General features: G+C 75.0%; 20 protein-coding genes. 3 read left to right on the top strand and 17 right to left on the bottom strand.

The window, feature by feature from the left end; translation table 11 throughout:
- Positions 1-116 precede the first annotated feature (116 nt).
- Positions 117-494, top strand: coding sequence for a hypothetical protein (locus tag ACGBYP_RS11460; RefSeq protein ID WP_411584123.1), 378 nt, complete (start codon positions 117-119; stop codon positions 492-494).
- Between the two features lie 51 nt (positions 495-545).
- On the opposite strand, the gene gcvP is transcribed toward ACGBYP_RS11460, so the two are convergent.
- The 10 genes from gcvP to ACGBYP_RS11410 form a co-directional block, all read right to left on the bottom strand.
- Positions 546-3,578: an aminomethyl-transferring glycine dehydrogenase gene (gene gcvP, locus ACGBYP_RS11455; protein ID WP_411584121.1), complete on the bottom strand. Its 3,033-nt coding sequence runs from the start codon at positions 3,576-3,578 to the stop codon at positions 546-548.
- Between the two features lie 110 nt (positions 3,579-3,688).
- Entirely contained in the window at positions 3,689-4,231 is a 543-nt protein-coding gene (locus ACGBYP_RS11450) for a MerR family transcriptional regulator (RefSeq protein ID WP_411585222.1), read from the bottom strand.
- A gap of 448 nt (positions 4,232-4,679) precedes the next feature.
- Positions 4,680-5,165, bottom strand: a complete 486-nt coding sequence (locus tag ACGBYP_RS11445) for a bifunctional nuclease family protein (RefSeq protein ID WP_411584119.1) — start codon at positions 5,163-5,165, stop codon at positions 4,680-4,682.
- Positions 5,166-5,282: 117 nt separating this feature from the next.
- The gene (locus ACGBYP_RS11440) at positions 5,283-5,978 is read right to left on the bottom strand and encodes a MerR family transcriptional regulator (protein ID WP_411584117.1); all 696 of its coding nucleotides are present in this window, start codon (positions 5,976-5,978) and stop codon (positions 5,283-5,285) included.
- 76 nt (positions 5,979-6,054) lie between these two features.
- Complete coding sequence (locus ACGBYP_RS11435) at positions 6,055-6,573, bottom strand: FHA domain-containing protein (protein ID WP_411584115.1); 519 nt, start codon at positions 6,571-6,573, stop codon at positions 6,055-6,057.
- Between the two features lie 288 nt (positions 6,574-6,861).
- Positions 6,862-7,266, bottom strand: a complete 405-nt coding sequence (gcvH, locus tag ACGBYP_RS11430) for a glycine cleavage system protein GcvH (RefSeq protein WP_411584113.1) — start codon at positions 7,264-7,266, stop codon at positions 6,862-6,864.
- Between the two features lie 101 nt (positions 7,267-7,367).
- Entirely contained in the window at positions 7,368-8,225 is an 858-nt protein-coding gene (locus tag ACGBYP_RS11425) for a DUF881 domain-containing protein (protein ID WP_411584111.1), read from the bottom strand.
- Entirely contained in the window at positions 8,222-8,554 is a 333-nt protein-coding gene (locus ACGBYP_RS11420; RefSeq protein WP_411584109.1) for a small basic family protein, read from the bottom strand. The genes ACGBYP_RS11425 and ACGBYP_RS11420 overlap by 4 nt, the downstream gene beginning before the upstream one ends.
- Positions 8,555-8,557: 3 nt before the next feature.
- Positions 8,558-9,499 carry a DUF881 domain-containing protein gene (locus ACGBYP_RS11415; protein ID WP_411584107.1) on the bottom strand — a complete coding sequence of 314 codons (942 nt, stop codon included), beginning with the start codon at positions 9,497-9,499 and terminating at the stop codon, positions 8,558-8,560.
- Positions 9,496-10,155, bottom strand: a complete 660-nt coding sequence (locus ACGBYP_RS11410; protein WP_411584106.1) for a CDP-alcohol phosphatidyltransferase family protein — start codon at positions 10,153-10,155, stop codon at positions 9,496-9,498. Before ACGBYP_RS11410 ends, ACGBYP_RS11415 begins: the two co-directional genes overlap by 4 nt.
- Before the next feature lie 222 nt (positions 10,156-10,377).
- Here ACGBYP_RS11410 and wrbA point away from each other — a divergent pair, with 222 nt between their 5' ends.
- The gene (gene wrbA / locus ACGBYP_RS11405) at positions 10,378-10,983 is read left to right on the top strand and encodes an NAD(P)H:quinone oxidoreductase (RefSeq protein ID WP_411584104.1); all 606 of its coding nucleotides are present in this window, start codon (positions 10,378-10,380) and stop codon (positions 10,981-10,983) included.
- 126 nt (positions 10,984-11,109) lie between these two features.
- Here the strand turns inward: wrbA and ACGBYP_RS11400 are convergent, their stop codons facing one another.
- From ACGBYP_RS11400 to ACGBYP_RS11380, 5 genes are all read right to left on the bottom strand, one after another.
- Positions 11,110-11,346, bottom strand: a complete 237-nt coding sequence (locus ACGBYP_RS11400) for a hypothetical protein (RefSeq protein WP_411584102.1) — start codon at positions 11,344-11,346, stop codon at positions 11,110-11,112.
- Positions 11,347-11,424: 78 nt separating this feature from the next.
- Positions 11,425-12,015, bottom strand: coding sequence for a hypothetical protein (locus ACGBYP_RS11395; RefSeq protein ID WP_411584100.1), 591 nt, complete (start codon positions 12,013-12,015; stop codon positions 11,425-11,427).
- A 137-nt stretch (positions 12,016-12,152) separates the two neighbouring features.
- Entirely contained in the window at positions 12,153-12,971 is an 819-nt protein-coding gene (locus tag ACGBYP_RS11390; RefSeq protein ID WP_411584098.1) for a MetQ/NlpA family ABC transporter substrate-binding protein, read from the bottom strand.
- A gap of 68 nt (positions 12,972-13,039) precedes the next feature.
- Positions 13,040-13,699 (bottom strand): methionine ABC transporter permease, encoded by a 660-nt coding sequence (locus ACGBYP_RS11385; RefSeq protein ID WP_411584096.1) that lies wholly within the window; start codon positions 13,697-13,699, stop codon positions 13,040-13,042.
- Entirely contained in the window at positions 13,696-14,703 is a 1,008-nt protein-coding gene (locus ACGBYP_RS11380) for a methionine ABC transporter ATP-binding protein (RefSeq protein WP_411584094.1), read from the bottom strand. The genes ACGBYP_RS11385 and ACGBYP_RS11380 overlap by 4 nt, the downstream gene beginning before the upstream one ends.
- A 491-nt stretch (positions 14,704-15,194) precedes the next feature.
- Here ACGBYP_RS11380 and ACGBYP_RS11375 point away from each other — a divergent pair, with 491 nt between their 5' ends.
- Complete coding sequence (locus ACGBYP_RS11375) at positions 15,195-16,271, top strand: SDR family oxidoreductase (RefSeq protein ID WP_411584092.1); 1,077 nt, start codon at positions 15,195-15,197, stop codon at positions 16,269-16,271.
- A gap of 57 nt (positions 16,272-16,328) precedes the next feature.
- Here ACGBYP_RS11375 and ACGBYP_RS11370 read toward each other — a convergent pair whose 3' ends face one another.
- Positions 16,329-17,306 carry a zinc-dependent alcohol dehydrogenase gene (locus ACGBYP_RS11370; protein ID WP_411584090.1) on the bottom strand — a complete coding sequence of 326 codons (978 nt, stop codon included), beginning with the start codon at positions 17,304-17,306 and terminating at the stop codon, positions 16,329-16,331.
- Positions 17,303-18,370, bottom strand: coding sequence for a 2,3-butanediol dehydrogenase (locus ACGBYP_RS11365; RefSeq protein WP_411584088.1), 1,068 nt, complete (start codon positions 18,368-18,370; stop codon positions 17,303-17,305). The genes ACGBYP_RS11370 and ACGBYP_RS11365 overlap by 4 nt, the downstream gene beginning before the upstream one ends.
- Position 18,371 lies beyond the last annotated feature (1 nt).

Below are 18,371 nucleotides of genomic sequence, written 5' to 3'. Positions count from 1 at the left end.
GCGGAGCGGCCGGCGAGGCCCTGCGGAGGAGCCGCGCACGGACCGAGGGGGTCAGCGGGCCGCAACCGGGTAGGCCACCGTCGACGGGCAGCACCGCCCGACCGGAGGAGGACCCGATGAGCGCTGTCAGCGACCGTTTCATGGCCGCCCTGCACCACCTCGACGAGCACGCCGACACCGGCCCGATGGTCGAGCTGACCGCGCCCGGCGCGGTCCTGCGCAAACTGGACCGGCACCAGGAGGAGACCGGGCCCGACGGTGCCCGGGTCTTCTGGGACGACTACCGCTCGGTGTTCGGCACCATCACCACCGAGTTCACCTCCACCCTCGACGGGGAGAGCGGCTCGTCCCTGGAGTGGGTCTCGCGCAGCACGCTCGAGGACGGCGCGGAGCTGACCTACAGCGGGGTGACCGTCATCGACACCGACGGCGAGCAGGTGACCGGCGTGCGCACCTACTACGACTCGGCGGCGTTCGTGCGTCCCACCGCCTGACGGGAGACGCACCGTCCGGCGGCCGGTCCACCGGCCGCCGGACGGCGGTCCTCACGCCTGTGCGCCCACCACGTCGGCCGTCGTCCCCAGGTCGTCGGGGGCACCCTGCGCCCGGGTGGGCTCGGTGGCGACCGGCTCGTGCGGCACGTGCGGCTCCTCGAAGGCCTCCGGCGAGGGGCAGGAGCAGACCAGGTTGCGGTCGCCGTAGGCACCGTCGATGCGCCGCACCGGGGCCAGGTAGCCGCGGCCGACCAGGCCGCGCACCGGGTAGACCGCGGTCTCCCGCGGGTAGGGCCGCTCCCACGGCCCGGCCAGCATCTTCAGCGTGTGCGGGGCGTTGCGCAGCGGGTTGTCGACGGCGTCGTACTCGCCGTTGCCGACCTTCTCGATCTCCCCGCGGATGGCGATCATCGCCTCGACGAAGCGGTCGAGCTCGGCCTTGTCCTCGCTCTCGGTCGGCTCGACCATCAGCGTCCCGGCGACCGGGAAGCTCATGGTTGGGGCGTGGAACCCGAAGTCGATGAGCCGCTTGGCGATGTCGTCGTTGGTGACGCCGGTGGCCTTGGTCAGCGGCCGGATGTCCAGGATGCACTCGTGCGCCACCAGGCCGTCGGCGCCGGTGTAGAGCACCGGGTAGTACGGGCGCAGCCGCTCGGCGACGTAGTTGGCCGCCAGGATCGCGTGCTGGGTGGCGCGCAGCAGCCCGTCGGGGCCCATCAGCCGCAGGTAGGCCCAGGAGATCGGCAGGATCCCGGCCGAGCCGAACGGCGCCCCGGAGACGACCGCGCCCTCGCCGCCGGTCTCCACCAGCGGGTGGCCGGGCAGGAAGGGCACCAGGTGCTCCCGGACGCCGATCGGGCCGACGCCGGGGCCGCCACCGCCGTGCGGGATGCAGAAGGTCTTGTGCAGGTTCAGGTGGCTGACGTCGGAGCCGAACCGGCCGGGCCGGGCGAGGCCGACCAGGGCGTTGAGGTTGGCGCCGTCGACGTAGACCTGGCCACCGGCGTCGTGGACGGCGGCGCAGATCTCCTGCACCTCGACCTCGAACACCCCGTGGGTGGAGGGGTAGGTGATCATGATCGCGGCCAGCCGCTCGGCGTGCTGGGCCACCTTGGCCCGCAGGTCGGCCAGGTCGACGTTGCCGGCCTCGTCGCAGGCGACGACGACCACGCGCATGCCGGCCATGACCGCGCTGGCGGCGTTGGTGCCGTGCGCGGAGGACGGGATGAGGCAGACGTCGCGGCCGGCGTCGTCCCGGCTGGCGTGGTAGGCCCGGATGGCCATCAGCCCGGCGAACTCGCCCTGCGAGCCCGCGTTGGGCTGCACGCTGACCGCGGCGTAGCCGGTGATCTCGGCCAGGCCCTCGCACAGCTCGGAGATCAGCTGCCGGTACCCGGTGGCCTGCTCGACCGGGGCGAAGGGGTGCAGCCCGGCGAACTCCGGCCAGGTGATGGCGGCCATCTCGGTGGCGGCGTTGAGCTTCATCGTGCACGAGCCCAGCGGGATCATCGTGCGGTCCAGCGCGAGGTCCTTGTCGCTGAGCGTGCGCAGGTAGCGCAGCATCGCGGTCTCCGAGCGGTGCGCGGAGAAGACCGGGTGGGTGAGGAACGGGGTGGCCCGGCGCAGCTGCGCCGGCAGCGCGTCCGCACCGCCGTCGTCGAGGGCCGCGAGGTCGGCCGTGACGCCGAAGGCCTCGGCCACCAGCGCCAGGACGGCGGGGGTGGTGGTCTCGTCGCAGGCCACCGCCACGGTGTCGGCGTCGACCAGGCGCAGGTTCACCCGCCGGGCGGCGGCCGCGGCCACGACGTCGGCGGCCCGGCCGGGCACGGACACGGTGAGGGTGTCGAAGTACTGCTCGTGCACCAGCCCGATCCCGCCGGCGGTCAGCCAGCCGGCCAGCGCCTGGGCGCTGCGGTGCACCCGGGCCGCGATCGCGGTGAGGCCCTCGGGACCGTGGTAGACGGCGTAGGCGCCGGCGATGACGGCCAGCAGCACCTGCGCGGTGCAGATGTTGCTGGTGGCCTTCTCCCGGCGGATGTGCTGCTCACGGGTCTGCAGCGCCAGCCGGTAGGCGACGTCGCCGTCGGCGTCGACCGACACCCCGACCAGCCGGCCGGGCAGCTGGCGGGCCAGCCCCTGCCGGACGGCGAGGTAGCCGGCGTGCGGGCCGCCGTAGCCCATCGGGACGCCGAAGCGCTGGGTGGTGCCGCAGGCGACGTCGGCGCCCCACTCCCCCGGCGCCTCCAGCAGGGTGAGCGCGAGCAGGTCGGCGGCCACCACGACGGAGGCCCCGGCGGCGTGCGCGGCCTCGGCCAGCGCCCGGTGGTCGCGGACCGCCCCGCTGGCGCCCGGGAAGGCCAGCAGGACGCCGAACGCCCCGGCGGCGGGCAGGTCGGTGGGCCAGCCGGCGGACAGGTCGGCCACGTGCAGGCCGATGCCCAGCGGCTCGGCCCGGGTGCGCAGCACGGCGAGGGTCTGCGGCAGGGTGTCGGCGTCGACGACGAAGACGGCATCGCTCTTCGCCCGGCCGGCGCGGCGGACCAGGGTCATCGCCTCTGCCGCGGCGGTCGCCTCGTCGAGCATGGAGGCGCCGGCGACGTCGAGGCCGGTCAGGTCGGCGACCATGGTCTGGAAGTTGATCAGCGCCTCGAGCCGGCCCTGGCTGATCTCGGGCTGGTAGGGCGTGTAGGCGGTGTACCAGGCCGGGTTCTCCAGGATGGTCCGCTGGATCACCGTCGGGGTGAGGGTGCCGTTGTAGCCCAGTCCGATCATCGAGGTGAAGACCTCGTTGGCCTCGGCGCGCTCCCGCAGCTGCGCGAGCACGGTGGCCTCGTCGGCGGCGGCGGGCAGATCGAGCGGGGCGCGGTCACGCACGCCCTCGGGGACGCTGGCGTCGGCGAGGGACTCGAGCGTCGGGTGGCCGACCACCTCCAGCATCGCGGCGGTGTCGGCCGGTCGCGGGCCGATGTGCCGGGCCGCGAACTCCCCCTGCGGGGACAGCGCCGACAGCGACGGGAGCGCTCCGGTCAGCGGCGGGATCGTGCGGGGCGGGGTTCCGTCCAGTTCGGACGAACGGTCGACCATTGGCCCGACGCTACCAGCGCGCAACGACCCCGCCGGAGGGCCCGACGGGGTCGTGGGGTGGGGCGGTCGTACCGGTCACGCGGGCCGGCCCGGAGGCCGTGCGGAGACCGTCAGGCCGAGGCGGCGCGGCGGCGACGGCGGGCGGAGAGCTCGTCGTCGGCGTTGACCGGACCGCTGCCGTCGAGCCGCTCGGCGGGCAGCTCCGCGAGCTCGCCGGACAGCTCGCGCAGCGCGCCGGACACGGCGATGCCGAAGACGCCCTGGCCGCCGGCCAGCAGGTCTACGACCTCCTCGGCGGAGGTGCACTCGTACACCGTGGCGCCGTCGGACAGGAGCGTGATGTGGGACAGCTCCTTGACCCCGCGGGTGCGCAGGTGGTCGACGGCCTTGCGGATGTTCTGCAGCGAGACACCGGTGTCCAGCAGCCGCTTGACGACCTTGAGCACGAGGATGTCGCGGAAGGAGTAGAGGCGCTGGGTGCCCGAGCCGGTGGCGGTGCGCACCGAGGGGGCGACCAGGCCGGTGCGGGCCCAGTAGTCGAGCTGCCGGTAGGTGATGCCGGCGGCCGAGCAGGCGGTCGGGCCGCGGTAACCGACGACGTCGGTGTCGATCTCGTCGTAGGAGGGGGCGCCCACCGCCGCGTCGCTGAACAGCTGACCCTGCGAACCGTTGTCGTGGTCGCTCACGGGCACTCCTCGCTGGCGCTCGTCGGCCGCGTGCGCGGCCCTGCTGTGCTCTCGTCCCCACTCGCGCGCCGGCCCGGGTGGACCGGGACGAGGTCCCGCACCCGGGGCTCACGCCCGGGTCGTTCCCCGCTCTCGCCGGGACGCCTTACGTGACGGCGCTCGTCGAGTTCCACGCACGTGATTCGCTGACCGTAGAGCGGGCCCGGGAACCGGTCAACCGCGGGTGGGGGCGTGTCGGCCCACCCACCCCCTCCGGGGGACCTCCCGGGCGCACCTGCGAGGGCCGTCCAGCGGGCCTGCTCCCCACCCGGATCCCTCTCGGGCTCACCAGCGCCGCCGTCCCGCCCGCCCCACCGACCCCGCGCGACCAGGTGGGCGGGGTCGGGGGCGAGGTGCGGGAGGACGGGACGACCGTTCAGGCGGGACCGGGGCCGGAGCCGGCCTCGAAGTCCTCCGGGCTGATGTTGTCGAGGAACTCGCGGAACTTCTCCACCTCGTCCTCCTGCTCGTCGGGGATCTCGATCCCCACCTCGTCGAGCAGCGACTCGGCACCGTAGATCGGGGCGCCGGTGCGGACGGCGAGGGCGACGGCGTCCGACGGGCGGGCGCTGACGGTGCGCTCGTCGCCGAAGCGCAGCTCGGCGATGTAGATGCCGTCGCGCATCTCGGTGATGTGGACGGCCTCCAGGCTCGCGCCCAGGGCGGTGACCACCTCACGGAGGAGGTCGTGGGTCATCGGCCGCGCGGGCCGGACGCCCTGCTGCTCGTAGGCGATGGCCGCGGCCTCGACCGCGCCGATCCAGATCGGCAGGTACCGCTCGCCCTGGGTCTCCTTCAGCAGCAGGATGGGCTGGTTGCCGGGCAGCTCGACCCGGACGCCGACGACTCTGAGCTCCTGCACGTCTGGCTCCCCTCCGCTGACCTCGCCCGCCGGTCGCGCCCCCACGGGCGGCGATCCGGCGGACCGCCGGGGCACGTGTCCGCGGCTGTCCCTAGGGGGGCAACGGTACGCCAGCGCTCAGTCGCCGAGGACCTCGCGCAGGCGTGCGTCCAGCAGCGCCGAGTGCAGCTGCGCCGACAGCCGGGCCAGCTCCGCCAGCTGCTCGGCGGCGCGGGCGCGGCCCTCCTCCGAGCGCGCCCGCAGCGCCGGGGTGACGACCTGCTCGAGCAGCGCGGCCTCCCGCTCCACGGCCGTGCGGTGCACGCGCAGGTGCCGCGGCTCGATGCCGTGCCGGGCGAGCCCGGCGACGGCCCGCGCCACGGGCAGCTCGGCGCCGCGGTGGCGACCCTGGGCGTCGGTGGTGACGAAGCCGAACTCCACGCAGTCGGCCAGCTGGCCGGCCGACAGCCCGGCGGCCCGGGCGAACTCCTCGGCCGGCAGCAGCGCGGCCGCGGGGGCGTCGTCGGCGCCGGTGCCGGGCGCGCCGGCACCGCGGTCGAGGGCGTCGAGCTGCTCCTTGATCACCCGCAGCGGCAGGTACTGGTCGCGCTGGGCGGCCAGGACGTAGCGCAGCCGGGCGACGTCGGCCAGGGAGAACTTCCGGTACCCCGACGGCGTCCGCTGCGGGTGGACCAGCTGCTCGGACTCCAGGTACCGGATCTTGCTGATCGTCACGTCGGGGAAGTCCCCCCGCAGCGCGGTGAGGACCTCCCCGATCGTGTAGCGGGGCGTGGTGTCGGTGTCCCGGTCCGCGCTCGCTCCGGGCTGGGGCACCGCCGTCACGACCCGTGTCCGGTCTGGTCCCGCTGCCCGGCAGCCGGGGCTCCGGCCCCGGCCGTCGCCCGCCCGGTCACGAGCCGGCCGGCTCGCCCGTCCGCGGCCCGGTCAGGTACACCAGGCGGAACTTGCCGATCTGGACCTCGTCGCCCCCGGCGAGGGAGGCCACGTCGACGGGCTCGCGGTTGACGTAGGTGCCGTTGAGGCTGCCCACGTCGTGCACGGTGAAGCCGCCGCCCTCGCGGTGGAACTCCACGTGCCGGCGGCTGACGGTGACGTCGTCGAGGAAGATGTCGCTGTCGGGGTGCCGGCCGGCGGTGGTGACCTCCTGGTCGAGGAGGAACCGGCTGCCGGCGTTGGGGCCGCGCTTGACGACCAGCAGGGCCGAGCCCGGCGGCAGCGACTCGACGGCGCCGGCGTGGGCGTCGGCCGTCGACTCCGAGACCTCCGACTGCTCGCCGGAGTCCTCACCGCCGACCTTGGGGATGATGCTGGTCGACTCGCCCACCCGCTCCGGGCTCAGAGCCGCCCCGCACTGCGCGCAGAAGCGGCTGCCCTCGGGGTTCTGGTGGCCACATCGAGTGCAGAGCACGTCGGTCTCCTCCGGTGCAGACGGCACCGCCGCGGGCCTGGTGGTACGGCCGCGGTCGGCCGGCGGACGGCGGGCCGGCTGGCCCGTCGCAGGTCGGCCGCCGCGGGTTCGCGGCGGGCCGTGGGTCATGGGATCACTGGCTGACCCGAGGGTCAACCACACGTACAGGGTGAGGGTCGGGGTGTCCCGCTGCGCTCACGGGCCGGGCCTCGCAGTGATGATAGTGATCGTCGGGCACCGCACCGGGACGGCGGGTGCGCGACCTGCCGTCCCGGCGGTGTGCCCGGCTCAGCCGGCGTCGACGAGGGCCTGGTAGGCGGCGGCGTCGAGCAGGTCGGCGGTCGGGTCACCGGCCACGCCGGTCACCTCGACCTCGACCAGCCAGCCGGCGCCGTAGGGGTCGCTGTTGACCGTCTCGGGGGCGTCGCCCAGCGCGTCGTTGACCGCGGTCACCACCCCGGCCACCGGCGAGTAGACGTCGGAGACGGACTTGGTCGACTCGACCTCGCCGATCGGGTTGCCCGGGGCCACCTCGTCACCGACCTGGGGCAGCTGCACGAAGACGATGTCGCCCAGGGCGTCCTGGGCGTGGTCGGTGATCCCGACCCGGACCACCGTCGCGGCGCCCGCGGCGCCCTGGACCAGCGCCCACTCGTGCTGGTCGGTGTAACGGCGGTCGTCGGGCGTGGTCATGCGGCGTCTCCAAGCGTGGTGGGTCGGGTGGGTGGGCGGCCCCGGTGCAGGGCCCCGCCGCGCGCGGAGCGGGGGGTGGGGCCCTGCACCCGGGTCCTTCGTCAGTTGCCGCCGCCGTCGGCGGGCTCAGCGTATTGAGGCTCGTCCAGCGGCCGCAACGCGTCCACCACGACGTCGTCGGACTGCACGACGTCGAGGCTGCCCTCGGCCGCCCCGACGCGGGTGGCGACCCCGCCGGGGATGTTGAGGGCGGTCGCCATGTCCTGCGGGGACCCGATGACGCGCACCTCGTAGGGCGCCTCCAGCGGGCGGCCGTCGATGGCCAGCTGCCCGCGGGTGCCGGTGATGGCGCTGCTGACCCCGATCCGGACGTCGTCGATCTGCATCGTCTCGGCCCCGGCGCCGCGCAGCTCCTGGACGGTGTTGAGCAGCACCTCGACGTCGACGAGGCCGGCCGGGTCGCGGATGGTCAGCTCCAGGCCGGGCCCGCGCGCGGGGAGGGTGCCGTTGAGGATGCCGAGGGTCTCCGCGCGCTGCTGCGCCTCCTGGAGGGCGGCCGCGGCGACGGTGTCGGAGTCGCCCAGGGCGTCCAGGGCCACGCGCTGGTCGGCGATCTGCTGCCGCAGCCGGTCCTCCTGGGCGGTGACGTCGTCGAGGATGCGGACGAGGTCCTCCTCCCGGGCCCCGGCCAGCTGGGCGTCGGTGTCGGTGCTGCGCACCTGGACGGCGAACGCGAAGCCCAGCAGCAGCGTGAGCACGCCGATGAGCGTCGCGGCCAGCGGGTCGCGGCGCCGGCGGGGCCGGGGTGCGGCGGCCGCTGCCCCACCGGACGCCGTCCCGTCCGCCGACGGCGGGACCGGGGCGTCGACGGACGGCACGTCGGCAGGCGGGGCGTCGGAGGTCGGCGCGTCCGGGGTGTCGGGGGCCGGCTGCTCGCCGGGCACGGGCTGCCCGCTCATGCCCGGAACAGGTGCCGCCGGATGGCCGCGGCGTTGCCGAAGATGCGGATGCCCAGGACGACGACGACCGCGGTGGACAACTGGGCACCGACGCCGAGCTGGTCGCCGAGGAACACGATGAGGGCGGCCACGACCACGTTGGACACGAAGGACACGACGAAGACCTTGGCGTCGAAGATGCGGTCGAAGCGGGCCCGCACGCCGCCGAACACGGCGTCCAGGGCGGCGACCACCGCGATCGGCAGGTAGGGCTGCAGCCACAGCGGGACGTCGGGGTCCAGCAGCAGGCCCAGGACCACGCCGACCGCGAGTCCGAGGATCGGGATCACGGGTCAGCCTCCGTCGGGAGTCGGGTCGGGTTCGGGGGCGGTGCCGGGAGCACCGGGTGGGTCCAGCGGGCCGGCGGAGCGCAGCTCGGCGCTGGACCCGGCGGGCAGGTCGAGGTCGCCGACCCGGGCGAAGTCGAACACGACGCCGTAGTCGATGGTGAGCCGGGCCAGGGTGTCGGCCTCGGGGCTGGCGAGGAAGGCCCGCGCCAGGCCCTCGGAATCGCCGATCGCCTCGATGTCGTAGGGCGGTGGCACCGGCCGGAAGTTGACCAGGACGGCGCCCCCGGCCTGGCGGATGGCGGTGGTGGCGCCGATCCGCTGGCCGTTGATGCTGATCGCCTCCGCGCCGGCGGCCCACAGCCCGTTGACCGCGAGCTGGACGTCGGTGTCCAGGACGATGCCGGCCTCGTTGCGCTCGGGGACGCCGCCGACGGGGTCGCTGTCGGCCGCCGGTGGGGCGTTGTCCAGGGTGACCCGCATGCCCGGGCCGGAGACGGCGACCACGGCGGCGGCCTGCTCGGCGGTGGCCAGCCGGGCCAGCGCGCGCTGGCCGGTGGTGGTGGTGGCCAGCGCCTGGTCGCGGGTGCGGCCGACCTGGGCGGTGAGCTCCTCGAGCTGGGCGACCAGGTCGTCGGTGACCTCGGACTCCTCGCGGATGTCGTCGCGCAGCGCCTGCCGGGTCTGCTCGCGCCCCTGCGCGCCGACCGCGGCCTGCTGGTAGGTCACCGAGGCGAGCAGCCCGGCCAGCAGCAGGGTGAGCGCGACCAGCAGCCGGCCGCGGTGGCGCTGCACCCACGAGGGCGGCCCGCCGGTGACCGGCGCGGCGTCCCGCTCGGCGCGGGCGGCGGCCGCCTGGGCGTACGCCGGGTCGAGGGTCTCGGCGAGCACCTGGTCCAGCAGCGAGGCGCCCAGTGACCGCTGCCGGCCCGGGGCCGGGGCGCTCACACCGGGGTCCGGCGTCCGGCGGCCAGCAGCCCCGCCGCCTGGACGACGTAGAAGGCCCCGGCCAGCACGTACAGCGCCGCACCCCAGACGGTGAGCGCGTAGGCGATCGGCCGGGCGACCGCGGCGGCGGTACCGGCGCCGTCGGCCAGCAGCAGCAGCGGGAAGGCGTAGAGGAGCAGGAAGGTCGCGGCCTTGCCCAGGTAGTGGACCTGCAGCGGCGGCCATCCGTCGCGCCGCAGCAGCAGCAGGGTCACCCCGAGCACGAGCTCGCGGCCCAGCAGGACCACCACGACCCACAGCGGGACGACGTCGCGCAGGACGAAGGCGACGAGCGTGGCGACGATGTAGAGCCGGTCGGCCGCCGGGTCGAGCAGGGCACCGAGCCGGCTGGACTGCCCCAGCGCCCGGGCGAGCTTGCCGTCGGCCCAGTCGGTGACGCCCGACAGGGCCAGGACGACGATCGCCCACCCGTCGGCGTGCGGGCCCAGCAGCAGCCACAGGAACAGCGGCACGCCCAGCAGCCGGACCAGCGAGAGCAGGTTGGGCAAGGTGAGCACGCGGTCGCTGAGGTCGTCGCGGTTGGTCACCGCCGGGCTGCCCGCGGGGTCGCCGACGCGCCCCGGGTGGTCGGCACCCCGACCGTCCGCCCTCGTCATCGGATCCCCACCCTCGCCGTCGCCACCGGCGGTCAGGTTAGTGCCCGGGCGCCGGCCGGGGGGCCACCCGGCCCGGCCGCGCGCGGCGGGCGCCCGCGCGACGTCCCCGGCCCGGTCCTGTTCCGTTTGCCGGGAGGGGGCGGCGGCCCTAGCGTCCGAGGTGGTTGAGCGGTTGACCAACCGCCCGGCGACCCCCCGGCAGACCTCCTCGAGGAGACGCGCGTGCCCACCAAGATCGCAGTCATCTACTACTCGTCCACCGGCAACGTCCACCAGCTCGCCGCCGCCGTCGCGGAGGGCGCCGCCTCCGCCGGCGCCGAGGTCCGGCTGCGTCGGGTGGCCGAGACGGCCCCGGCCGGGGCCATCGCCTCCAACCCGCTGTGGCAGGCCCACGTGGACGCCACCGCCGGCGAGGTCGAAGAGGCCACCCCGGCCGACATGGAGTGGGCCGACGGCTACGCCCTGGGCTCCCCCACCCGTTTCGGCACGCCGGCCGCGCAGATGAAGCAGTTCATCGACACCCTCGGCGGGCTGTGGTTCACCGGCAAGCTGGCGAACAAGGGGGCCACGGCCTTCACCAGCGCGCAGAACACCCACGGCGGCAACGAGTCCACGATCCTGACGTTCTTCAACATCTTCACGCACTTCGGCGCCGTGATCGTGCCGCCGGGGTACACCGACCCGCTGCTGTTCGCCGCCGGCGGCAACCCCTACGGCTCGTCCACCGCCTCCGGCGGCCAGTCGGCCACCGCGTCGGAGGAGGAGCTGGCGGCGGCCCGCTACCAGGGCCGCCGCCTCGCCGAGATGACCACCAAGATCGTCGCCTGACCCCGCGCGTGGGGGTCCCCGGGGCTCCCGGAGACCCCCACGCCACCGCCCCTGCAGGAGCGATGGACGCCGGAGGTCCCCCGGCTGCGCGCCTGCGGCTGAGCCGGGTCCCTGCGGGGGGCGGCCTCAGGCCGGGTGCGGCTGCTGCCTGCCCAGGTCGTTGAGCGAGCCGCAGGGCACGCACCGGATCACGTCCGCGGGCTCGGCCATCGGGCGGCGGTCCAGGGCCAGGACGCCGTCGCACGTGCCGCACACGAGCTGGTGCCCGCGGTCCCGCCCGCGGGCCAGGCTGGTGAGGACCTGGCGGCCCTCCGGTGAGGTGACCACCACGAGACGGTGCTCGAACGAGCTGAGGGCAGTCATCCGCCCATGGTGGTCGTGCCCCCTCGCCGGCCGCCGCGCGGGGCACCCGGACCGGGTGGCACGCGCGGCGGCGCCGGCTCAGTCCTCCTCGGGAGCCGTGTCGGCGTCCGGGCCGCCGCGGCCGCCGGGCCCACGGCCGGGGCCGGCCCAGCTGTCGCTCTCGACCCGCTCGGTGACCCGCGCCTCCAGGTCGGCCAGCCGCTCGTCGGCCTGAGCCTGGGTGAGGTCGCCGTCCTGCACGCGCTCGGCGACGTCGGCCTGCACGGCGGCCACCAGCGCGTCGACGACCGCGTCGACGGCCACGCCCTGCTGCCCGGCGACGTCGGCGAGGCTGGTGCCCTCGACGTCCAGGGCGGTGCGCAGCTCCTCCTCCGTCATGCCCAGGGCGGTGGCGGCGGCGGTGAGGTCCAGCCGCCCTCCCCCGGGGCCACCCGGGCCACCGGGGCCGCCGTGACCGGCGACGCCGGCCTCGTCGAGCGTGGCGGCGACCTCGTCGGCCTGCTCCTGGGTCAGCGACCCGTCCGAGACCAGGCCGGACAGCGCCTCGGTGATGCGGTCCACGGCCGACCGGCCGGTGGTGCCGGTGTCGGCCAGCGCCGGGACGGCGACGGCGAGGCCGCCGAGGGCCAGCACCCCCGCGGTCGTGGCGACGATCAGCTTCCTGCGCATGTGCACTCCTCCTCCGGACCGGCCCGGGGCGGCCGGTGTCCCGACCGTGCCGCCCGATGCTGTGCGGGAGGTGTGCGCAGCCCAGCGCGCCGCTGTCGACCGGGGCCGCCGTGGGGCCCCGGCCGACGGCGCGGTGCTCAGAACGCCGGGATGACGGCCCCGCTGTAGGTGTCCTCGATGAAGCTGCGGACCTCGTCGGAGTGCAGCAGCCGCTCCAGGGTCTGCACCCGCTCGTCGGACTCGTCGCCGGCGCGGACGACCAGCAGGTTGGCGTTGGGGTTGCCCTCGGCCTCCTCCAGGGCGAGCGCGTCGTCGGCCGGGGACAGGTCGGCCTCGATGGCGTAGTTGCCGTTGATCACCGCGATGTCGACGTCGGCCAGCGAGCGGGGCAGCTGCGCGGCCTCGACCTCGGAGATCTGCAGGTCGCGCGGGTTGTCCTCGACGTCCAGCGACGTCGGGGCGGTGTCGCCGGTGTCGGCCAGGGTGAGCAGGTCGTTGGCCTCCAGCAGGCGCAGCGCCCGGGCGGCGTTGGTGGGGTCGTTCGGGATGGCCACCGTGGCGCCGTCCGGGAGGCCGGCGAGGTCGGTCAGCGAGGAGGAGTAGATGCCCAGCGGCTCGATGTGCACCGGCGCGAGCGCGGTGAAGTCGTAGCCGGCACTGGTCTCCTGCTGCTCGAGGTAGGGCACGGTCTGGAAGTAGTTGGCGTCCAGCGAGCCGTCGTCGAGGGCGACGTTGGGCTGCACGTAGTCGGTGAACTCGACGACGTCGAGGTCGATGCCCGCGCCGGCGGCGAGGTTGTCGTCGATGTACCGCAGGATCTCGGCGTGCGGCGTCGGCGAGGCCCCGACCTTGAGCGGCCCGTCGGACGCCGACAGCTCGGCGTCTCCACCGCCGCAGGCGGTCAGGACCACGGTGGCGGTGAGCGTGGTGAGGGTCAGCGCGATCCGGGAGCGCATGGGTGTTCTCTCCTGTGGGTGGTGCGGACGACGGCCGGCCGGCCGTCGGGGGTGGACGGGGAGGCCGCTCAGCGGCGGGCGAGCCGGCGGGCCCAGGAGTCGCCGGCCCACTGCAGGGCCTGGACGACGACGAGCAGCAGGACGACGGTGAGCAGGGTGATGTCGGTGCGGAACTGCTGGTAGCCGAACCGGATGGCGAAGTCGCCGAGCCCGCCGCCGCCGATCGCCCCGGCCATGGCCGAGTAGCTGATCAGCGCCACGACGGTGACGGTGACCCCGGCGACGAGGGAGGGCAGCGCCTCGGGCAGCAGCACGGTGCGCACCACGTCGCGGCGCCGGGCGCCCATGGCCAGCGCCGCCTCGACCTTGCCGTGCGAGACCTCGCGCAGGCTGGTCTCGACCAGCCGGGCCAGGAACGGCACCGCGCCGATGGTGAGCGGCACGATGGCGGCGGTCGAGCCGATGGTGGTGCCGACGATGCCGCGGGTCAGCGGCGCCACCAGGACCAGCAGGATGATGAACGGCAGCGAGCGGCCGAGGTTGACCACCAGGCCGAGCACGCGGTGGAGCCAGCGGCGCGGGGCCAGGGCACCCGGGCCGGTGACGGTGAGCAGGATGCCCAGCGGGACACCGAGCAGCACGGTGAGCACCGTGGAGACCGCCACCATGTAGAGGGTCTCGCCGGTGGCGTCGGCCAGCTGCGGGCCGATCCGGGACCAGTCGCTCATCGGGCCACCTCCGCGACGACGCGCTCGACCAGGGCGCCCTCGCCGCGCAGGGCGGTCAGCGCGGTGTCGAGCCGGCCGGGGTCCTCCCCGGTCACCCGCAGCAGCAGCCGGCCGTGCCGGCCGCCGGCGACGGTCTCCACCGAGCCGCCGGCCACCTCGACCGCGAGCCCCAGCTGGCCGATCAGCGCCTGCAGGACCCGGGTCTCCGACGCCCGCTCGGTGACGGTGACCCGCAGCAGCGTGCCGCCGGCCCGGTCGTCGGCGACCGGCGCGGGCAGCAGGGCCGCGGCCAGCGGGGAGTCGCCGCGGGCCAGCACGTCGTCCAGCCGGCCGGAGTCGACGACCCGGCCGGCCTCCAGCAGCACGGCGGTGTCGCAGACGGCCTTGACCACGGCCATCTCGTGGGTGATCAGCAGGACGGTGAGGCCGAGCTCGTCGCGGACCCGGCGCAGCAGCTCCAGGACGCCGGTGGTGCTGGCCTGGTCCAGGGCCGAGGTCGCCTCGTCGCAGAGCAGGACGCGGGGGCGGGCGGCCAGCGCGCGGGCGATCGCCACCCGCTGCTTCTGGCCACCGGACAGCTGGGCCGGCCGGGCGTGCGCGCGGTCGGCCAGGCCGACGAGGTCCAGCAGCTCGGCCGAGCGCCGGCGCCGCTCGGCGCGGCCCACCCCGGCCAGCTCCAGCGGGTGCTCGACGTTGCCGGCCGCGGTGCGGGAGTCCATCAGCTCGAAGTGCTGGAACACCATGCCGATCGAGCTGCGGGCCCGCCGCACCTCCTCGGCGGACAGGTCGGTGAGCACCCGGCCGTCGACGGTGACCGAGCCCGACGTGGGCCGCTCCAGGAGGTTGACCAGCCGGATGAGGGTGCTCTTGCCCGAGCCGGAGGGGCCGACGACACCGGCGAAGTCACCGGCGTCGACGGTGACGGTCACGCCGTCGAGGGCGACGACCTCGGGGCCCCCTCCCCGGACGGGGAAGACCTTGCGGACGTCGTTCAGTTCGATCACGGGCTGGGGTGTCCTCGCACTGGGGATGTCAGGCGGACGTCGTCGCTCGGGCCGGCACCCGCGCGGGTGCCGGGGACGCCGTCCGACCGCGCGGAGCGGTCCGGGGCTGCGTGCCGTCAGGGACAGAGGCAGCTGGCGGTGCCGGCGTGGTCGACGGCGAGATCGCGCGTCAAGACAACCCGGCCCACACCCCGATCCTGCCTGAGCGGGGGCAATGTCTACAAGCTGGGTGCACTTTTGTGATGGACGGCTCACCGTCGCCTCGTGCGGACGCCCGGGCGCCTGTGTTCAGTGCTGCTTGACAGTGTCCGCTGCAACGCCGAGCATCGCAGGACGGCGGCCGCCCGTCCGGCGCCACCGGGGACCTCGCGTGCGGCGTCGGTCCCGGCCCCGCCGGACGGTCACCGGGACCGACCCCGGCACCGGCCCGCACCGCGCCCGGGCCGGTGGGCGCGGCCGCACCCGCAGCACGAGGACACGAGGAGCAGGACATGAGCAGCCCCACCCCCCGCAGGGCCCTGGTCGTCGGCGCCACCGGCATCGTCGGGCAGAACCTCGGCGCCCGGCTGGTCGCCGCGGGCTGGGAGGTCCACGGGCTCTCCCGCAGCGGCCGCGCCCCCGGTCCCGGCATCCACCCGGTGCAGGCCGACCTCGCCGATCCTGCGGGGCTGGCCGCCGCCCTCGACGGCCTGGCGCCGGAGCTCGTCGCGATCACCGCGTGGACCCGGCAGGCCACCGAGGCCGAGAACATCGCCGTCAACGGCGCGGCCGTCCGCGACCTGCTCGCCGCCCTCGAGCCGGCGGCCTCGGTCCGGCACGTGGCGCTGATGACCGGGCTCAAGCACTACCTCGGCCCGTTTGAGGCCTATGCGCAGGGCCGGATGGGCGACACCCCGTTCCACGAGGACGAGCCGCGGCTGGACGCACCGAACTTCTACTACGCGCAGGAGGACGAGCTCTTCGCCGCGGCTGCCCGCGCCGGCTTCACCTGGAGCGTGCACCGTTCGCACACCGTCTTCGGCTTCGCCGTCGGCAACGCGATGAACATGGTGCTGACGCTGTCGGCCTACGCGGCGATCTGCGCGAGGACCGGGCGCCCGTTCGTCTTCCCCGGGTCGGAGACCCAGTGGAACAGCGTCACCGACGTCACCGACGCCGACCTGCTCGCCGACCAGATCATCTGGGCCGCCACCTCGGAGGCCGGGCACGACCAGGCCTTCAACACCGCCAACGGCGACGTCTTCCGCTGGCGCTGGCTGTGGCCGCAGATCGCCGCCCACTTCGGACTCGAGTGGGAGGGCTACGCGGGTCGGGTCCGTCCGCTGACGGAGTCCATGGCCGGCACCGAGGGCGTGTGGGCCGAGATCGCCGCCGAGCACGGCCTGGTCGAACCCGACCTGGGCCGGATCGCCTCCTGGTGGCACACCGACAGCGACCTGGGGCGGGAGATCGAGGTGCTCACCGACATGAACAAGTCCCGCAAGGCCGGGTTCACCGAGAGCCGGGACAGCCGGGACAGCTTCTTCCGCTACGTCGAGCGGTACCGGGCGGCCCGCATCGTCCCCTGACCGGGACGCACGGCAGGAGGGGCGCCGGGTGCGGCGCCCCTCCTGCCGGGTGCGAGGTCAGCGCGTGGCGGTGAACTCGATGTGCGCCTTGACCGTCGTCGGCGTCGGGTGGTGCGCGGTGTCCAGCGCGGCCAGCGCCTCCTCCACCGGGAACCGCTGGGTGACCAGCGAGCTGAGGTCCAGGCCGGAGCCGGCGAGGAAGCGCAGCGTCTCCGGCCAGATGCCCGGGGAGCCGATCGTGCCGGTGATCCGCAGCTCCTTGGACTGGATGAGCCCGAGCTTGGCCGGCGCCTCCTGGCCCACGTCGATGCCGATGTAGGCGACCCGGCCCTGGAAGGCGACCAGCTCCAGGGCCGAGGCCATGACCGCCGGCCGTCCGCTGGCCTCGGCCACCAGGTCGGCACCCCGCCCGCCGGTGAGCTCGCGCAGCAGCGCCTCGGCGCCCGCGGGCTCGACGGTGTGCGCCGCGCCCAGCCGCTCGGCGACCGCCCGGCGCTCCGGGGAGGGCTCCACGACCACCGTGCGCGCGCCCATGGCGCTGGCCGCCGCCGTCACCGCCAGTCCGATCGGCCCGGCGCCCAGCACCGCGACGGTGTCGCTGGCGTCGACGCCGCCGGCCCGCACCAGCGCGTAGTAGGCGACGCTGAACGGCTCGACCAGGGCGCCCATCGTCCAGGACAGCTCGTCGGGCAGCCGGTGCAGCCAGGACGCCTTGGCGGTGAAGAACTCCGCCGCGGCCCCGCTGATCGAGAAGCCGAAGTGGTCGGCACCGATCACGCACTCCCCCACCACCCGGTCACCGGGGGCGAACGCGGTGACCGCGCTGCCCACGGCCACCACCTCCCCGGACCACTCGTGCCCGGGGATCAGCGGGTAGGCGAACGGGATGATGTACCGGCCCTCGAGCAGGTCGATGTCGGAGTGGCAGACACCGACCGACCGAGCGGCCACCAGGACGTCGTCCGCGCCGATCTCGGGGACCGGGAGCTCGACGACCTCGGGCCGGCCCCGGTCGGTGTACTGCAGCGCCCTCACTCCGCTGCTCCGGCGTCGATGAGCACCTTGACCTGGTCGCCGGCGGGGTCCAGCAGCACCTCGAAGCCCTTCGCCACGACGTCGTCCATCGGGACCTGGGCGGTGACCACCTGCTCCACCGGCAGCCCGCGGCGGCCGATGAGGTCGACGATCCGCGGCCAGTCGGTGACCGGGTAGCACCACGTGCCGGTGAGGGTGATGTCGTGCTCGGAGAGCTTCATCGGCTCGATCGAGGCGGCCTTCGTGTGCAGCCCGGTCTGGGAGATCCGGCCGGCCGAGCGGACGGCGTCGACGGCGGTCTGCAGCGCCCGCTCGTTGCCCGAGCACTCGATGACCGCATCGGCGCCGATGCCCTCGCTCTGGTCCTGGACCCAGGCGGCGACGTCGACCTCACGCGGGTCGAGCACCTCGCCGACGTCGAGGCTGCGGGCCAGCTCGGCGCGCACCGGGTTGACCTCGGACACGACCACCCGGGCGCCGAGCGAGGCCGCGTAGAGCGCGGCCAGTGCGCCGATCGGGCCGGCCCCGGTGACCAGCACGAGGTCACCGGGGCGCACCCCGGCGACGTCGACGCCGTAGGCGGCGACCGCGGTCGGCTCGACCAGCGCCCCCTGCAGGTCGGTCATGGTCTCGGGCAGCGGGGTGACGTGGCTGGCCGGGACGACGGCGCGCTCGGCGATGCCGCCCCACTCGAAGCTCAGGCCGATGCAGGCCATGGACACGCACAGGTGGTTGAGGCCGCGGCGGCAGTAGTAGCAGGTGCCGCAGAACAGCAGGGGCATGACCGACACCCGGTCGCCGGCCCGGACGTGGGTGACGCCCGCGCCCACCTCGAGCACCTCGCCGCTGAACTCGTGGCCGAGGACCTGGGGCAGCTGCGCCCCGTTGAGCCGGTGCGGCTGCTCCGGGATCACGATCGGGCCGACCGCGTACTCGTGCAGGTCGGTGCCGCAGATGCCGCACCACAGCGGGCGCAGCAGGACCTGCCCGGGGCCGGGCGGGCCCGGGTCGGCGACCTGCTCGACGCGGATGTCGTGGTCTCCGTAGAAGACAGCTGCCTTCACG

The sequence above is a fragment of the Modestobacter sp. SSW1-42 genome (assembly GCF_046635825.1).
In the GTDB taxonomy this organism is placed as follows: domain Bacteria; phylum Actinomycetota; class Actinomycetes; order Mycobacteriales; family Geodermatophilaceae; genus Modestobacter.
This window is presented reverse-complemented; position numbering and strand designations above follow the sequence as displayed.